Origin of the sequence: Ferrovibrio sp., from assembly GCF_035304305.1 — a bacterium.
In the GTDB taxonomy this organism is placed as follows: Bacteria; Pseudomonadota; Alphaproteobacteria; order Ferrovibrionales; family Ferrovibrionaceae; genus Ferrovibrio.
Genome location: NZ_DATGQG010000083.1, coordinates 24068 through 39028 on the forward strand (window position 1 = coordinate 24068; position 14961 = coordinate 39028).

Genomic DNA, 14961 nt, shown 5'->3' on the forward strand with positions numbered 1-14961 from the left:
ATTCCGTAGTGTGAGCACGATCCAGGACTCCTTCATCCTCGCCCTTCAGATGATGTGGCAGCTCGATTCCGAGCTGCTCTCCATCATCGCCCTGTCGCTGCGGGTCAGTCTGACGGCCGCCGTGATCGGCAGCATCATCGGCATGCCGCTGGGTGCCTGCCTGGCGCTGACGCGCTTTCCCGGCCGCGAAGCCTGCATCGTCGTGGTGAATGCCTGCATGGGGCTGCCGCCTGTCGTCGTCGGCCTGATCGTCTATCTGCTGCTGTCGCGGTCCGGCCCGCTCGGGCCTCTGGGCTGGCTGTTCACGCCGGCTGGCATGATCGTCGCACAGGTCGTCCTCATCACGCCCATCGTTGCGGCGCTGAGCCGGCAGATTGTCGCCGACCTGTGGAGCGAATACGAGGAACAGATGCGCTCCCTCGGCCTGACGCCGCTTGGTGCCGTGCCGACGCTGATCTGGGACGGACGCTACAGCCTCAGCACCGCGGTACTGGCCGGCTTCGGCCGTGCCATCGCCGAGGTCGGCGCCATCATCATCGTCGGCGGCAATATCGCCGGCTACACGCGCACGATGACCACGGCCATCTCGCTGGAAACCAGCCGCGGCGACCTCTCGCTCGCCATGGCGCTCGGCATCGTGCTGCTCACCATCGCGATCAGCATCAATGCCGCGGCGACGACGCTGAGCAATGTGTCCCAGCGCGTCCATAGCGGCGCCTGAGGCAATGTCGATGCATTCGCCCGCCACCCTGCTCCCGCTCTCGGTCCGGGACGTCGTCTTTACCGCCGGCGGGCGCGACCTGATTTCCGGCGTCAGCCTCACCCTCGAGCCAGGCCCGCCGACCATCGTCCTCGGCCCCAACGGTGCCGGCAAAAGCCTGCTGCTGCGACTGATGCATGGCCTGCTGCGGCCAAGCGCCGGCCGCGTGGCCTGGGAGGGACCCGCGGCCCAGAACCGCGAGACCCTGCGCTTCGGCCAGGCGATGGTGTTCCAGAAGCCGGTGCTGCTGCGCCGTTCGGTGATCGCGAACGTGCTCTTCCCGCTCCGGCTGCGCGGCCTCGACGGCGGGACGCGGCAGGAACGCGCCATGGCAGCCCTGCAGCGGGTCGGCCTCGCCGGCATGGCCGGGCGTCCCGCCCGCGTGCTGTCAGGCGGCGAGCAGCAGCGGCTGGCGCTGGCGCGGGCCTGGGCGCTGCAGCCGCAGATCGTCTTCCTCGACGAGCCGACGGCCAGCCTCGATCCCGGCGCCGCGCGCCAGGTGGAAGAGATCATCGCCGGTTTCGTCCGCGACGGCGTCAAGGTGGTGATGACGACCCATGATCTTGGCCAGGCGAAACGCCTCGCTGGCGACATCATCTTCCTGCATGGCGGCCGGATCACCGAACGCACCGATGCAGCGGATTTCTTCGCGGCGCCGCGCAGCGAGGCCGCACAGGCATTTCTCAACGGGCAACTCACCTGGTGACAAGGAGCAGACCATGATCCGCAGAACGTTCCTGACTGCCGTAACCGCCACCGCTCTCGCCCTTTCCGCCGGCGCAGCGCTGGCGCAGGACAAATTCATCATCGTGGCCAGCACCACCTCCACCGAACAGTCCGGACTGTTCGGCCATATCCTGCCGCTCTTCACCAAGGCGACCGGGATCACGGTGCGCGTTGTGGCGCAGGGTACCGGCCAGGCGCTGAAGACCGGCGAGAACGGCGACGCCGATGTCGTCTTCGTCCATGACCCGGTGGCCGAGAAGAAATTCGTCGAGTCGGGCCACGGCGTCGAGCACAGACGGGTCATGTACAACGATTTCGTCATCGTCGGCCCGAAAAGCGACCCGGCGAAGATCGCCGGCAGCAAGAATGTCGTCGACGCCTACAAAAAGATCGCTGCGGCCAAGGCCCCCTTCGCGTCGCGCGGCGATTCCTCGGGCACGCATGCGGCCGAGCTGCGGCTGTGGAAGGCCGCCGATATCGACGTGAAAGCGGCGGGCGGCGGCTGGTATCGCGAAACCGGTTCCGGTATGGGCCCGACGCTGAACACCGCCTCGGGGATGAATGCCTACGCCTTCACCGATCGGGGCACCTGGCTCAATTTCAGGAACCGGGGCGACCTCACCATCCTCGTGGAAGGCGACGAGCGCCTGTTCAACCAGTATGGCGTCATGCTGGTGAATCCGCAGAAGCATCCGAAAGTGAAGGTGGCCGAGGGCAAGGCGTTCATCGAATGGATCACCTCGAAGGAAGGCCAGGATGCCATCGCCGCCTACAGGATCGGCGGCCAGCAGCTGTTCTTCCCCAATTACAAACCCGGCAGCAGCAGCTAAGCTGCGCGGGAATTGCCGGAGGAAACCCATGGACACGCAAACCATGCTGCGCGCCTTTGCCGACGCGGTGCAGAACCGTGACGGCGAGGCGTTCGCCCGCCTGTTCACCGAGGACGGCGTCTACCACGACGTCTTCTACGGTGCCTTCCGGGGGCGCGCGAAGATCGCCGAGATGGTGAACGACTGGTTCTACCGTACGGCGACGGATTTCCGCTGGCATCTCCATGAGCCGGTGAGCGACGGCCGGACGCTCTATTCCCGCTATACCTTCAGCTACAAGTCCCTGCTACCGGAAGCCGGAGGAAAAAGGGTGATGTTCGAAGGCGTGGCGATCTACACGCTTCGCGACGGCCTGATCGCGGAATACCGCGAGGTCGCCAATACCGGTCCAGCCCTGCTCGATCTCGGCTTTGCGCCGGAGAGGGTGGCCAGGATCCTTGCCCGCGAAGGCGCCGCCCTGAAGGCGCGCGAAGAAGCCCAGCCGCATCTGGCATAGCAGCAGCCGACGCGCTATGCAGAAGGCATGTGCGGCCGCTTCAGCCTGACCAAACCGCTGGACGATCTGGCGTCCTTCTTCGACCTGTACGAGAAGGCGCAGCGCCCGAACCTGCCACCGCGCTGGAACATCGCACCGACACAGACGAGCGCGGTGATCCGCAACAGCGAAGGCCGGCGCGACATCGCCCTGCTGCGCTGGGGCTTTGCCGGCCCCAACAATGCACCTCTGATCAATGCACGCGCGGAGACGGCGAACAGCAAGCCGACGTTCCGCGAGGCCTTCGCGCAGCGCCGCTGCCTGGTCCCGGCCGACAGCTTCTATGAATGGCAGGCCATTGAAGGCCAGAAGACAAAGCAGCCCTGGCGCATCGGAATGAAAGGCGGCGGACTGTTCGCCTTTGCCGGGCTATGGCAGCACGAGGCGGCCTTCGGCACGGAGTGCTTCACCATCCTGACCACGGCGGCGAACGACTATCTGCGCCCGCTGCATGAGCGGATGCCGGTGATCCTGAAGCGCGAGCAGTTCGCAGCATGGCTGGACAGTGCGACGCCGGTGCCGGCGCTAAAGGCCATGCTGAAGCCGTATCCGGCCGGGGAGATGGCCCGCTATCGCGTCACTTCCGTCGTCAATGGCGTGAAGGTCGACGGCCCGGAATGCTTCGCGCCGCTGAACGCCGCGCTCAGCGTTGCCTAGGCCAGCATCTGTCCGCCATCCACCGCCACCGTTTGCCCGGTCACCCAGCTGGCCAGATCCGAGCAGAGGAACAACGCGAGAGTAGCGACCTCCTCCGGCCGGCCGAAGCGGCCGAAGGGAATACCGGCCAAGATCGACTGGTAGAGTTTCGGATTGCCGGTCTTCGCCTGGTCCCAGACGCCGCCGGGAAACTCGATCGAGCCCGGCGCCACGCAGTTGACGCGGATATTCTTCGGCGCGAGCGCCAGCGCCTGCGTCTTGGTCAGCTGGATCAGCGCCGCCTTCACGGCGCCATAGGGCGGCGTGCGGGTGCTGGCCAGCAGGCCCGAGATCGACGAGACATGCAGGATTGCGCCGCCGCCGGCCCTCTCGATATGGGGAATGGCAGCCTGGCTGGCGCGGACGGTTCCCATCAGGTCGACATTCACCGAAGCGGCCCAGCCCGCCTCGTCATCCGTCCGGCCAAAGCCTGAGGCGTTGTTGACCAGAATATCGATGCCGCCCAGCGCCTTCGCCGCGGCCTCGACGTAGCCACGTACCGCGTCGCCGTCGCCAAGGTCGCAGGTCATCGCATGCACCACGCCGCCGGCCTTCTTCAGCTCGGCCTCGGTTTCACGTAACGCGCCCTCACTGCGGGCGCAGATCGAAACCTGCGCCCCCTCTTCCGCAAAGGCCAGGGCGATGGACCGGCCGATCCCCCGGCTACCACCCGCGACCAGAACGCGCTTTCCCTTCAGTCCCGTCTTCATGCTTCCCCCTACAGGATAATGTCGCCGCCATTGACCCGGACATGATGCGCTTTCAGATCGCGCACCGACCGGCAGCCGCAGGCATGGGCAATCGCTTCCACGTCATGCTGTACGGCACGGGCATAGTTGGCGACACGCACCGCCTTACGGGTCGGATCCAGACCGCGCATGAAGCGCGGATCGTTCGAGGTCACGCCCGTCGGGCAATGGCCGGTATTGCACTTCATCGCCTGGATGCAGCCCAGCGCAAGCATGAAGCCGCGGGCCGAAACGACATAGTCGGCCCCCATGCAGATCGCCCAGGCCACCTTGTCGGGTGTCAGCAGCTTGCCGGAAGCGACCAGCCGGATGCGGTCGCGCAGGCCGTATTCGCGCAGGCGCTGGGCCACCAGCGGCAGCGACTGGATGATCGACTGGCCGACATAGTCGGCCAGCGGCGCGGGCGCGGCGCCGGTGCCGCCCTCGGCGCCGTCAAGCTGGATGTAGTCCGGCGCTTCCTCCGGCCGGTCCTGCAGATAGCGGAAAAACTCGTCGATGAAGTCGTAGCTGCCCAGCGCCAGCTTGATGCCGACCGGCCGGTCGGCCACGCGGCGCACGCGGTTGATGAAAGCGACCAGCGATGGCACATCGGTGACCTCGCGGTGCCGGCTCGGCGAGATCGAGGCCTTGCCGGGCTCGATGCGCCGGATCGCGGCAATCTCCTCCGTCACCTTGGAGGCCGGCAGGATCCCGCCGCGCCCCGGCTTGGCGCCCTGGCTCAGCTTGACGCAGATCATCTTCACCTGCGGCAGATCGGCGATCGACTTCAGGCGCTCCTCGTCGAGATTGCCGTCGCGGTCGCGCACGCCGTACTTGGCAGTGCCGATCTGGAAGACGATGTCGCAATTGCCTTTCAGGTGATAGGGCGACAGACCGCCCTCGCCGGTATCGAGCCAGACCCCGGCCATCGCCGCGCCCTCGGAAAGTGCCGTAATCGCGGCCGAGGAGAGCGCACCGTAGCTCATGCCGGAGATGTGGAAGAAGCTGGTCGGCTTGTAGGGCCGGCTGACCACGCCCTTGCCGATCCACTTGCCGGTATAGGTTTCGGCCTCGTCGTCGTTCACCGGAAAGGCGGAGTGCAGGAAATAGACATGGCCCGGCTCCTGGGCGTCGACCTGCGAGCCGAAAGCGACATAGTTCGAGACGCCCTTGGCGGAGCGGTAGACCCAGGCGCGGGTCAGGCGGTTGAACGGACGCTCTTCCCAGTCGGCGGTGAACCAGTATTGCCGGAAATACTCACCGAGATTCTCCATGATGTAGCGGAAACGCCCGTAGATCGGGAAATTCCGCCGCACCGCATGGTCACGCTGCACCCAGCGGTCATAGACGTAAAACCAGCCGACCGTGCCGCAGCCAAGCAGCAGAACCCCGGCGAAGATGTACAGCAGCATCACTCCACTCCCACCCGGAAAAACGCCGCCTCGTGCGGACGGCTTGGCGCCACCCTAACACAATCAGCACGAGTGCAGCAGATTCAGAACGACAACTATTGTCTTGGTCCGAGCATGGCGCGCGGATCTGCCAGGCGGTCGTATTCTTCCGCCGACAGATAACCAAGGTCGATGGCCGCCTGTTTCGGCGACGTCCCCTCGGCGAAGGCCTTGTTGACGATCTGCGCCACCTTGTCATAGCCGAGATGCGGGTTGAGCGCGGTGGCCAGCATGATCGAATGCTCGACATTGCGCTGCAGCGTGGCGGTGTTCGGCTCGATCCCGGCAATCATACCGGTGCCGAACAGCTCGGCGGCATCCGCCATCAGGGTGATCGACTGCAGGATGTTGTGGACGATCACCGGCTTGGCAACGTTCAGTTCGAAATGGCCGGCCGCCGCCGCATGCGTCACGGCAACATGATTGCCCATCACCTGATAGCAGACCTGCAGCAGGGCCTCGGCCAGGGTTGGATTGCGCTTGCCCGGCATGATGGATGAGGTAAGCCCGTCATGGGGTAGCACCAGTTCGGCATGGCCAGCGCGCGGTCCGGCGCCGAGGAAGCGGATGTCGTTGGCTATTTTGGTCAGCGACACGGCAACCGTGTTCAGCACCCCGCTGGCTTCCATCAGGGCGTCATGGGCACCCATGCCTTCGAACTTGTTCGGGTTGGCAGTGAACGGCAGGCCGGTGAGCTTCGACAGCTCCTCGGCGAATGCCGTGTCGAAGCCGACCTTCGCATTCAGCCCCGTGCCAACCGCGGTGCCGCCCTGCGCCAGCGGATAGAGATTCTCCAGTGCCGCCTCGACACGTCCGATCCCCAGTTCCACCTGGCGCGCCATGGCGGCAAAGCCCTGGCCGAGGGTCATCGGCGTCGCATCCTGCAGATGGGTACGTGCGATCTTGACGATGTCCTTCCAGGCTTCGGCCTTCACCGCGAGCTGGCCCTGCAGGCTGCGCAAGGCAGGGATCAGACGGTTCTTCAGTTCCAGCACGGTGACGATATGCATCACCGTCGGGAAAGTGTCGTTCGACGACTGGCCCCGGTTGATGTGGTCGTTCGGGTGCACCGGATTCTTGGTGCCCAGCGGCTGGCCGAGCAGTTCGTTGGCCCGGTTGGCGATCACCTCGTTGGCGTTCATGTTGGTCGCCGTGCCCGAGCCGATCTGCCAGACCGGCAGGGGGAAATGGTCGTCGAACCTGCCGTCGGCCACCTCGCGGGCCGCCTGCGTGATGGCTTCGACCAGTTCGGCAGGCAGCTCCTTCAGGCGGGCATTGGCCCTTGCCGCCGCCAGCTTCTGCAGCCCGATTGCCCGGGTCAGCGACGGCGGCAGCTTCTCGGTACCGATCCGGAACAGCGACAATGCCCGCTGGGTCTGCGCGCCCCAGTAGCGGTCGGCCGGCACTTCCACGGTGCCGAAGGCGTCTCGTTCCTGTCTGGTCTGCATCTGACGGCTCCGTTCCGCTGCCTGCAAAAGCAGCAAATGCTGAAATTCAGGCCTGCCTCTCAAGCCCGCCCACGGGAGATATAGGGCAGGCACGGCAGGTTTTTGAGCAGTCGCTCCCGGCATGCAACCTGCATCGGATACGGCGTCTCGCAATAAAACCTCCGAATGCCATGACCGGTCATACGCATCACCTGCAGATCCACGACCTGATCAACAACATCGAGCGCGATGTCCAGGAATTCGGCGCGGCCAACGAGGACATCGCCTTCCAGACCACCCTGCTCTCCCTCAATGCCGCCATCGAGGCCGCCCGCGCCGGCGAGGTCGGCCGCAGCTTCGCCGTGGTGGCCCAGGAGGTGAAAGCCCTGGCGGGCCAGGCCTCCAGCAGTTCCAAACGCTTCCGCGAGGTGGTGCTGACCCGCATCAGCGATTCCAAGCGCGCCGCCGAGCAGATCGTCGAGCAGATTGTGAAGGACCTTGAGGGGCCGCGCCTGACCGACATGGCGCAGGGCCTCGTCCAGCTGATCGTGCGCAACCTCTATGAGCGCACCTGCGACTGCCGCTGGTGGGCCACAGACGACGCGATGTGGCAGGCCCTGGCCGATCCGACGCCCGAACTGCTCGCCCGCGCCGGCGAGCGGCTGGCCATGATCAACCGCTTCTACACCGTCTATCTCAATCTCGTGCTGGCCGATTCCCGCGGCCAGATCGTCGCCACCTCCAACCCGAAGGCCTTTCCCCGCGCTGCGCGGGCCTCGGTCGCCCAGACCCGCTGGTTCCGCGCCGCCATGCAATCACGCAGCGGCGACGACTACGTGGTCGACGACATCAGCCGCAGCGCCAGCCACGACAACAAGGCGGTGGCGATCTACGCCGCCGCGGTCCGCGACCAGGGCCATATCAACGGCGCCCCGCTCGGCGTGCTGGGCGTCGTCTTCGACTGGGACAAGCAGGGCCACAGCATTGTCGCCGACGAGCCCTCGCTCAGCGCGGAGGAATGGCAGCGCACCCGCGTGCTGCTGCTCGACTCCAACCGCCGCATCATCGCCGCCTCCGACAATGCCGGCCTGTACCAGCCGTTCCAGCTCGAAACCGGTGGCAAGCCGCGCGGCTACTATTACCTGCCCGACGGCGAGCTGGTCGCGTTTGCCAACACCATCGGCTACGAGACCTATGACGGCCTCGGCTGGTGCGGCGTCATCACCCAGAAGCCGCGGAAGGACTAGACCACAGCCAGGTCAGTTCGTGCTTGTTGTGGTGCAGATGGACGAGCCGGCTGCCGGGAATGGCGGCGAAGGCGCGCGCCGTGTCGTGATCGGTTTCGCCCTGGAATTTCAGTGTGCAGACCGCATTGCGCACGCGGCCTGAACCGAGCCAGCGCTGCACCAGCCTGAGCAGCCGGGCCGGGTAGCAGATCACGTCGGAACAGAGCCAGTCGACGGGGCCGAAGTCATCCGGATCCAGTGCGAAGGCGCTGCCCTGCCGCCAGGCGACGTTGCGCATGGCCATGACATTCTCCGCAAGCGGCGCCTTGTCGATGGCGGTGACCTGCGCGCCAGTCTGTGCCAGAACCCAGGCCCAGCCGCCGGGTGAGGCGCCGAGATCGAGCGCCACGTCGCCCGGCTGCGGCAGGCCATGGCCAAATTCCAGATTGTGCCGGGTCAGCCCTTCCCAGAGTTTCAGATAGGCGCGGCTGGGCGGCCCTTCCCGATCCTCGTTGAAATCGAACACGCCGTTCGGCCGCGGCGAGGAGCAGCGCGCGGCATAGAGCATCCGCTCCGGCGCCAGCAGGGTGAAGGAGCCGAGCGGCGCAGCCGGTAGCGGCCGGCCGAATTCCAGCGGCTTCGCCGAGACATGGGGCAGCTTCTCGACAATCAGCCTGGCGCGGCGGTGATGCACCGGCGCATAGGCCGCCCAGTTGCGCTGGATGGCCTTCAGCTTTGCGGCGGCGTCGCCAATGGATTCGATGGCGACCTCCTGCACATCGAACCATGTGTTCGCCGCCCAGGCGGCGGGCGGACCGTCATCTCCGGCGACGAACAATCGGTCGTGCTCGAACAGGATGCGAGACCCAAGCTCCTCGCGCAGCTGCGCTTCGAATCCCTCGGCGGCGAGATAAGCGGTACGGCTCATGCCCTGCTTATCCGGCGCCTTTCGGGTCGCTTCAAGTTCCCCGCTTCCGGTTTTCCGTGCCTATCCGTTGTCTGACCGGACTCAGACGATGCTCATCTGGCCCTGTTTGCGCTTATTCGCGCTTATTTTGGCTTATCCTGCTTTCCTGCTGCCTCGTTTCCTCTTTTCGCGTCGCTGACAAATCCGCGATCTGCCGCCCGGCGTCCGGATCTTTTGCTCAGACGGTTAGTCAGAGGGCGGATTATCCAGAGCCAGCTCCTCCATTGTATGTTCCTTTTTTGGCCCATTCAAGGAAATGATTTCTATATGCTCTGGTGTCGCTTGGGCGGCCGGCCCCGGCGCTCCTCCTTCCCCTTGCACAGCAAGGCGAAATCGCTATAGTCCGCGCCCTCACATAGCTCCTTGCTGGATCCTCCGGGGTCCGGCCAGGTCCGATCCGTCGAACGCATGGTGCGTCGCCGCCGGGCCGTTAACAGCCAGAAGGAGAGCTGCCGATGGCGTTCTACGAGAACGTATTCATCGCGCGCCAGGATCTCTCGACCGCCCAGGTCGAGGCCTTGGTGGCGCAATTCAGCGAGATCATCACCAGCCAGGGCGGCACGGTCGGCAAGACCGAGCAGTGGGGTCTGCGCAATCTCACCTACCGCATCAAGAAGAATAAGAAGGGACATTACGTCCTGATGAACATCACTGCCTCCGGCGCGGCGATTGCCGAACTGGAGCGCAACATGCGCATCCATGAAGACATCCTGCGCTACCTGACCGTGCGCGTGGACGCCCTCGAGGAAGGTCCGTCGGCCATGCTGCTGAACAAGGACCGCGGCGACCGCAGCGACCGTCCCCGCTTCGGCGATCGTGACCGCGGCTTCGGCGGCGGCGAGCGTCGCCCCCGTTTCGAGCGTGAGGAAACCGCTGCCGCTGCTACTGCTCAGGAGGGTGCATAATGTCGAGCACTGGTACCAAGCCGGCCTCCGGCGCCCGTGGCGGCGCTGCCCGCCGTCCCTTCTTCCGCCGTCGCAAGACCTGCCCGTTCTCGGGCGCGAACGCGCCGAAGATCGACTACAAGGACGTGAAGCTGCTGTCGCGCTTCATTTCCGAGCGCGGCAAGATCGTCCCGTCGCGCATCACCGCAGTCTCGGCCAAGAAGCAGCGTGAACTGGCGCAGGCCATCAAGCGCGCGCGCAACCTGGCCCTGCTGCCCTTCGTCATCAAGTAAGGCTCACCGGTCTCCGCAGGGGACCGGCGGGATTTGCCATGACACGCAGCCTGTTCATCGGCAGCCTCGCAGGCGCCGCCAGCGCTCTGCTGGTGCTGACCGCGGCCAGCGGTCCGCTCGGCTTCCTGCTCGGCTATCTGGCGCCGATGCCGCTCTTCTTCGTCGGCCTGACCCATGGCGTGCCCGCCGTGGCGATGGCGGGAGCGGTCGGCGCCGGGATCAATGCCGCTTACGGGCTGCTCACCGGCGGCGTCTATCTCGTCGTCTTTGCCGCACCGGTCGTCGTGCTGGTCCGGCAGGCCCTGCTCGCCCGGCCGGCGGAAGAAGCCGGTCCGGAAGCGGGCATCGGCAACGCCGAGATCAGCGGCGGCCTGGAATGGTATCCGGCCGGACGGCTGCTCACCTGGCTGGTCGGCTGGGCCCTTGGCCTGCTGGTGCTGGCCCTGCTGGTGACCGGCGGCGAAGGTGGCCTGACCGGCGCGCTGGAACCGCTGCTGGAGCAGTTCCTCTCGGCCATGCCGCCGGAGGCACTGCAGGCCCAGGGCCAGGGTCTGGGCACGGAACCCGGGGACCTGGCGGCGGTGGCAAAGCGTCTGGCCATGCTGATGCCGGCAGTGTTCGGCGTGAGCTGGCTGGTGATGATGGTGGTCAACGGCACCCTCGCCCAGGGGCTGGCCGGCATGGTGAAGCAGAACCGCCGGCCGAGCCCGCAATATGGCGCGTTGACCCTGCCGCGGTTTCTTGTCATATCGCTGGCCGCGGCGAGCGTGGCGGGTTTCGTGCTGTCGGGCGAGGCTAGGGTCGTGGCCTGGACGGTGGCAGCCATCCTGCTGGTCCCCTACTTCATGCAGGGGCTGGCGGTGGTGCACGCAATGGCGGCGAAGTCTGCCGCAACGGGACTGATTTTGGCCGCTTTCTATGCGGCCTTGGTAGTGGCTGGCGCATTGGTCGGTGGACTGGTGCTCATCCTGGGTTTGATCGAAGAATGGGCGGGTTTCCGCCGGCGCCTCGCCGGGGCCGGAGCCAGCCGGGAGAATGAATGATGGAAGTGATCCTGCTCGAACGCGTCGAGAAACTCGGCCAGATGGGCGATGTCGTGAAGGTCAAGGACGGCTACGCCCGCAATTTCCTGCTGCCGCGCAAGAAAGCCCTGCGCGCCACCGCCGCCAACAAGGCGGTGTTCGAGCAGCAGCGCGCCCAGCTTGAGGCGCAGAACCTGGCCCGCAAGGGCGAGGCCGAGAAGGTCGCCGCCAAGATGGCGGGCCTGAGCGTCATGCTGCTGCGTCAGGCCGGCGACAGCGGCCAGCTCTATGGCTCGGTCAGCGCCCGCGACATTGCCGAGGCGGTCACCGCCGCCGGCTTCACCATCGCCCGCGGCCAGGTCAATCTGGCCACGCCGATCAAGACCGTCGGCGTCACCGGCGTGACCGTCGTGCTGCATCCGGAAGTGACCGTCGAGGTGAAGGTCAACGTTGCCCGCTCCGAGGCCGAAGCCGAGAAGCAGGTCAGCGCCGAGGCGCTGCTGGACGAAGGCGTCACCATCGAGGGCGAGGCCAGCGAGAACGCCGAGGGCGAAACCGAGACCGCCTGATTCGCTTTCGCCATCCGCGAATGACGAAGGCCCGCGGCAACGCGGGCCTTTTTTTGCGCAAAACCGCGGGATTGTAATACTTTTCAGAAATACTCGCGATCGGATATATCTTTTCACGCCATTGTCGTAGAAAAGGCGTGAGGGTGGGGGGATTGGCGCTATCATCACTGGCATGCAGTGCTCTGCACTGCATCCGCAATACATCTTCCTACATCTGGACTGCGGTCCTTGTCCTGGGTCTTGCGTTCATCAATCCGTTCGGTTCGCGCCAGGCCGCCGAAGACGAATCCCGCAATGTCTTCTTCAGTATCATCGCCCCGTTCTACCCGGCCTCGGCGCAAAAGTTGATTACTGTCGTCATCGTCGACGATGAGGCGCTTGCCAAAGCGAAGGAAACCTTCCCCCCGTCCTTCGCATACTATGACCGGCTTCTTGCCAATATCGCGGCCTACCAGCCGAAAGCGATCTTCCTTGATTTTCTCCTGGCGGATCCTCGGGGGAACCCGGCTGATCTGGATCGCCTCGCCGCGAATATCTCCCAGCTAGCCGCCGCCAAAAACATTCCTGTCCTCATGCCGGTTCTGCTGGAAGCGGAGCGTGGGAACGGAGCTGTCGCCAAGCCGGACGTGCAGCAGACCCTTCCGGCGCTGCGTCAAGTCGCCCAACCGGTTCATGTCGAATTGCTGGAACAGGGTGCGCGGATTGAGCCCATTATCAATGCCGCCGCGCCTGCCACTCATTACAATGCCGCCTCACTCGGGTTGTACAGGATATACGCGCAGTCTTCGGGCATTCCCCTAGATGACCACGCTTTCCGCGACGAACTGGTGGTGCAGTGGGGGGAGAATGTCTCCGCCGACAATATCTTTCTCGGTAGCGAAAAGGGATGTGCCACCGGCGCATCTCCCCTGTTCCGCGCGGCAAAGCGATTGTGGTGGGAGTTCTTCCCGGCTGCAGGACGTGGAGCGCTTCAGCGCCTGCACAACTGTTCATCACACACAACTGTGCGCTCGGACTTGGTGCACCGGATAGGACTTCTGCGGGCGGAGACAGCCCGTAACGGTCATGCTGATCCGGACGGGTTTGCCCGCGAGCTGTTTGCCGACCGTTACGTTTTCATCGGTGCGGAGTTTTCAGGCCAGAACGATTACGGCCTTTCTCCTGTGTACGGTCGCCAGACCGGCGTGCACATACACGCCATGGCCTTCGACAATCTTGTCGTTTACGGCTCGGATTATTTCCACCCCTGGCCCAAGGTTCTGACGGTCGGAGCAGACAGCATTCTCGAGGCTGTGCTTGTACTCTTTTCCGGCTGGCTTGCGGCAACCTGGGCCAGACGTTCCCGGCATCAGCCGCCGACGCTACGTGCCGGCCTTTGCTTCGCCCTGATCGGCCTGGCCGTTCCGCTTCTCGTCCTGACGTACAGCACGATGGTTCTTCGTTTTGAGCCGGTCAACTGGATCGGCCTGCTGACCATCGGCCTCATGTTCAATGCACGCCTCTTCAAGGATCTCATCCTCACCGCCTTTAGCGATCCAATTCGCACGGGAGCCGCACATGCTGAATAAGGTTTTCTTGTCAATTCTTCTGATTCTCGCGGTAGCCGGCAGCGCGACCGCGCAGACCGTCAATGTGACGAAGCTGACGCCGGATCGCGCCGGGAAAATTTCGGTGTACGATGAGAACGGAACCCTTAAGGGATCACTCGACATCGCAGATTTCCCACCGGTGCCGTTTCCCGCTCTCAAATACGACGCCGACAACGACATCGTTAAGGTCTCGACCAGCAAGGGCGATTACTGGCTGGTTCCGGCGAATTTCCGCATCGATCAGGAGGCCACCATTGCCACTGAATGCGAGGCGGCCCTGCGCGTAAGAACCGCCAGGGGGCCGGCGCAGGAAGGACTTTCCCGCGGATTTGGGGACTGCAAATGAACCATTGGCCTGCACCTTTTCGGGAAACGATTAACAGGCTGGCTTACAAGGCCGCGCTCCTGCTCGCTGGCATAGGTGCGGCTGGGCTGCTCTCCGCCTGTCAGACCGGCAAGGATGGCCCGATTATCGGCAACATCCTTGCCGGTCCCACATATGAGAGTTTCAGCGGCAAGTTCATAGACCACGCGGATTCCCGCCGCGTCCGCACCGCATCGCAAATTCTGGGTCCGGCGAACCCATCCGGCAATGAAACACGCATGCTGGCTGAGCTGCAGGATCACCTCAGGGTCAATCAGCCGCTGCGCAAGGCCGAACCTCTCGTTAAGTACGCTGAAGGGATCATGATCAAGCTGCTGGTTGCCTGGGGAAAGCCGGCCCCTGCTCCCAAGGTGATCATTACGGCAGACAGCAGCTATTCCGCCCGGGTTTTCCCTGACGGCACGGTCGTCGCCGCACAGGGCCTCTTCGTGAATGCCGACAGCGAGGACGAGCTTGCCTTTGTCCTTGCCCACGAACTCGCGCATGTGCTGCTCAATCATAGCGAAACCGAAGCGCATATCGAGCAGCGCCAGCAGGCGATCCATCTGGCCACCACAGCAGCCATGCTTGCGCTGTCGCGCAACGGGGCGAGCCAGCAAAGCGCCAACAACCTGCTGCTCGGTTACGTAGCCATGACCAAGGCAAACGATACGCTGTTTGCACCCAGCTGGCGGCGCGAACAGGAAGATGAAGCCGATCTTCTCGGCCTCGATCTGCTGAACAAGGCCGGATACTCCTACTCGGCCGCCTTTCGCTCGATGCAGCGTCTTAAAGATCAGGAAGTGAAGCAGGAACAACAGAAAAGCGAGATCAACCGGGCCTATGACGCCCAGATCGAGCAGGCCATCGGAGCCGGTCAGCTCGACAAGGGGC

16 protein-coding genes and 1 pseudogene are annotated in these 14961 nt (G+C 64.6%); 13 read left to right on the forward strand and 4 right to left on the reverse strand.

Annotated features, from left to right (window positions below):
* Window positions 1–10 precede the first annotated feature (10 nt).
* From VKZ87_RS10085 to VKZ87_RS10105, 5 genes are read left to right on the forward strand one after another with little or no spacing between them, the layout of a single operon-like run.
* Window positions 11–721, forward strand: coding sequence for an ABC transporter permease (locus VKZ87_RS10085; RefSeq protein WP_324221128.1), 711 nt, complete (start codon window positions 11–13; stop codon window positions 719–721).
* 10 nt (window positions 722–731) lie between these two features.
* Window positions 732–1466, forward strand: coding sequence for an ATP-binding cassette domain-containing protein (locus VKZ87_RS10090; RefSeq protein WP_324221129.1), 735 nt, complete (start codon window positions 732–734; stop codon window positions 1464–1466).
* A 13-nt stretch (window positions 1467–1479) separates the two neighbouring features.
* The gene (locus tag VKZ87_RS10095) at window positions 1480–2316 is read left to right on the forward strand and encodes a substrate-binding domain-containing protein (RefSeq protein ID WP_324221130.1); all 837 of its coding nucleotides are present in this window, start codon (window positions 1480–1482) and stop codon (window positions 2314–2316) included.
* 28 nt (window positions 2317–2344) lie between these two features.
* Window positions 2345–2812, forward strand: a complete 468-nt coding sequence (locus VKZ87_RS10100) for a nuclear transport factor 2 family protein (protein ID WP_324221131.1) — start codon at window positions 2345–2347, stop codon at window positions 2810–2812.
* A gap of 27 nt (window positions 2813–2839) precedes the next feature.
* On the forward strand, window positions 2840–3508 hold the full coding sequence (locus VKZ87_RS10105; protein ID WP_324221132.1) for an SOS response-associated peptidase: 669 nt from the start codon (window positions 2840–2842) through the stop codon (window positions 3506–3508).
* Here the strand turns inward: VKZ87_RS10105 and VKZ87_RS10110 are convergent.
* The 3 genes from VKZ87_RS10110 to VKZ87_RS10120 form a co-directional block, all read right to left on the reverse strand.
* Window positions 3505–4257 (reverse strand): SDR family NAD(P)-dependent oxidoreductase, encoded by a 753-nt coding sequence (locus VKZ87_RS10110; protein WP_324221133.1) that lies wholly within the window; start codon window positions 4255–4257, stop codon window positions 3505–3507. The two genes, VKZ87_RS10105 and VKZ87_RS10110, sit on opposite strands and share 4 nt — an antisense overlap.
* 8 nt (window positions 4258–4265) lie before the next feature.
* On the reverse strand, window positions 4266–5687 hold the full coding sequence (locus VKZ87_RS10115; protein ID WP_324221134.1) for an FMN-binding glutamate synthase family protein: 1422 nt from the start codon (window positions 5685–5687) through the stop codon (window positions 4266–4268).
* Between the two features lie 95 nt (window positions 5688–5782).
* Complete coding sequence (locus tag VKZ87_RS10120; protein ID WP_324221135.1) at window positions 5783–7174, reverse strand: class II fumarate hydratase; 1392 nt, start codon at window positions 7172–7174, stop codon at window positions 5783–5785.
* Window positions 7175–7428: 254 nt separating this feature from the next.
* Between VKZ87_RS10120 and VKZ87_RS10125 the strand changes: the two are divergent.
* Window positions 7429–8400: pseudogene (locus tag VKZ87_RS10125) on the forward strand (methyl-accepting chemotaxis protein); the annotation flags it as partial.
* Here the strand turns inward: VKZ87_RS10125 and VKZ87_RS10130 are convergent.
* Window positions 8375–9307: an SAM-dependent methyltransferase gene (locus VKZ87_RS10130; RefSeq protein ID WP_324221137.1), complete on the reverse strand. Its 933-nt coding sequence runs from the start codon at window positions 9305–9307 to the stop codon at window positions 8375–8377. The pseudogene VKZ87_RS10125 and the gene VKZ87_RS10130 overlap by 26 nt on opposite strands.
* Before the next feature lie 494 nt (window positions 9308–9801).
* Between VKZ87_RS10130 and rpsF the strand changes: the two genes are divergently transcribed.
* The 7 genes from rpsF to VKZ87_RS10165 all read left to right on the forward strand — a co-directional run.
* Window positions 9802–10251, forward strand: coding sequence for a 30S ribosomal protein S6 (gene rpsF / locus VKZ87_RS10135; protein ID WP_324221138.1), 450 nt, complete (start codon window positions 9802–9804; stop codon window positions 10249–10251).
* Window positions 10251–10523: a 30S ribosomal protein S18 gene (rpsR, locus tag VKZ87_RS10140; protein ID WP_324221139.1), complete on the forward strand. Its 273-nt coding sequence runs from the start codon at window positions 10251–10253 to the stop codon at window positions 10521–10523. Before rpsF ends, rpsR begins: the two co-directional genes overlap by 1 nt.
* A 38-nt stretch (window positions 10524–10561) precedes the next feature.
* Window positions 10562–11566, forward strand: a complete 1005-nt coding sequence (locus VKZ87_RS10145; RefSeq protein WP_324221140.1) for a DUF2232 domain-containing protein — start codon at window positions 10562–10564, stop codon at window positions 11564–11566.
* Entirely contained in the window at window positions 11566–12114 is a 549-nt protein-coding gene (gene rplI, locus VKZ87_RS10150) for a 50S ribosomal protein L9 (RefSeq protein WP_324221144.1), read from the forward strand. The genes VKZ87_RS10145 and rplI overlap by 1 nt, the downstream gene beginning before the upstream one ends.
* Window positions 12115–12266: 152 nt before the next feature.
* A complete protein-coding gene (locus tag VKZ87_RS10155) occupies window positions 12267–13682 on the forward strand; it encodes a CHASE2 domain-containing protein (protein WP_324221141.1) in 1416 nt (471 codons plus the stop codon).
* Entirely contained in the window at window positions 13672–14049 is a 378-nt protein-coding gene (locus VKZ87_RS10160) for a hypothetical protein (protein WP_324221142.1), read from the forward strand. Before VKZ87_RS10155 ends, VKZ87_RS10160 begins: the two co-directional genes overlap by 11 nt.
* Window positions 14046–14961: M48 family metallopeptidase (locus VKZ87_RS10165; RefSeq protein ID WP_324221143.1), on the forward strand; the 916-nt coding region annotated here is incomplete at its 3' end. The genes VKZ87_RS10160 and VKZ87_RS10165, both read left to right, overlap by 4 nt.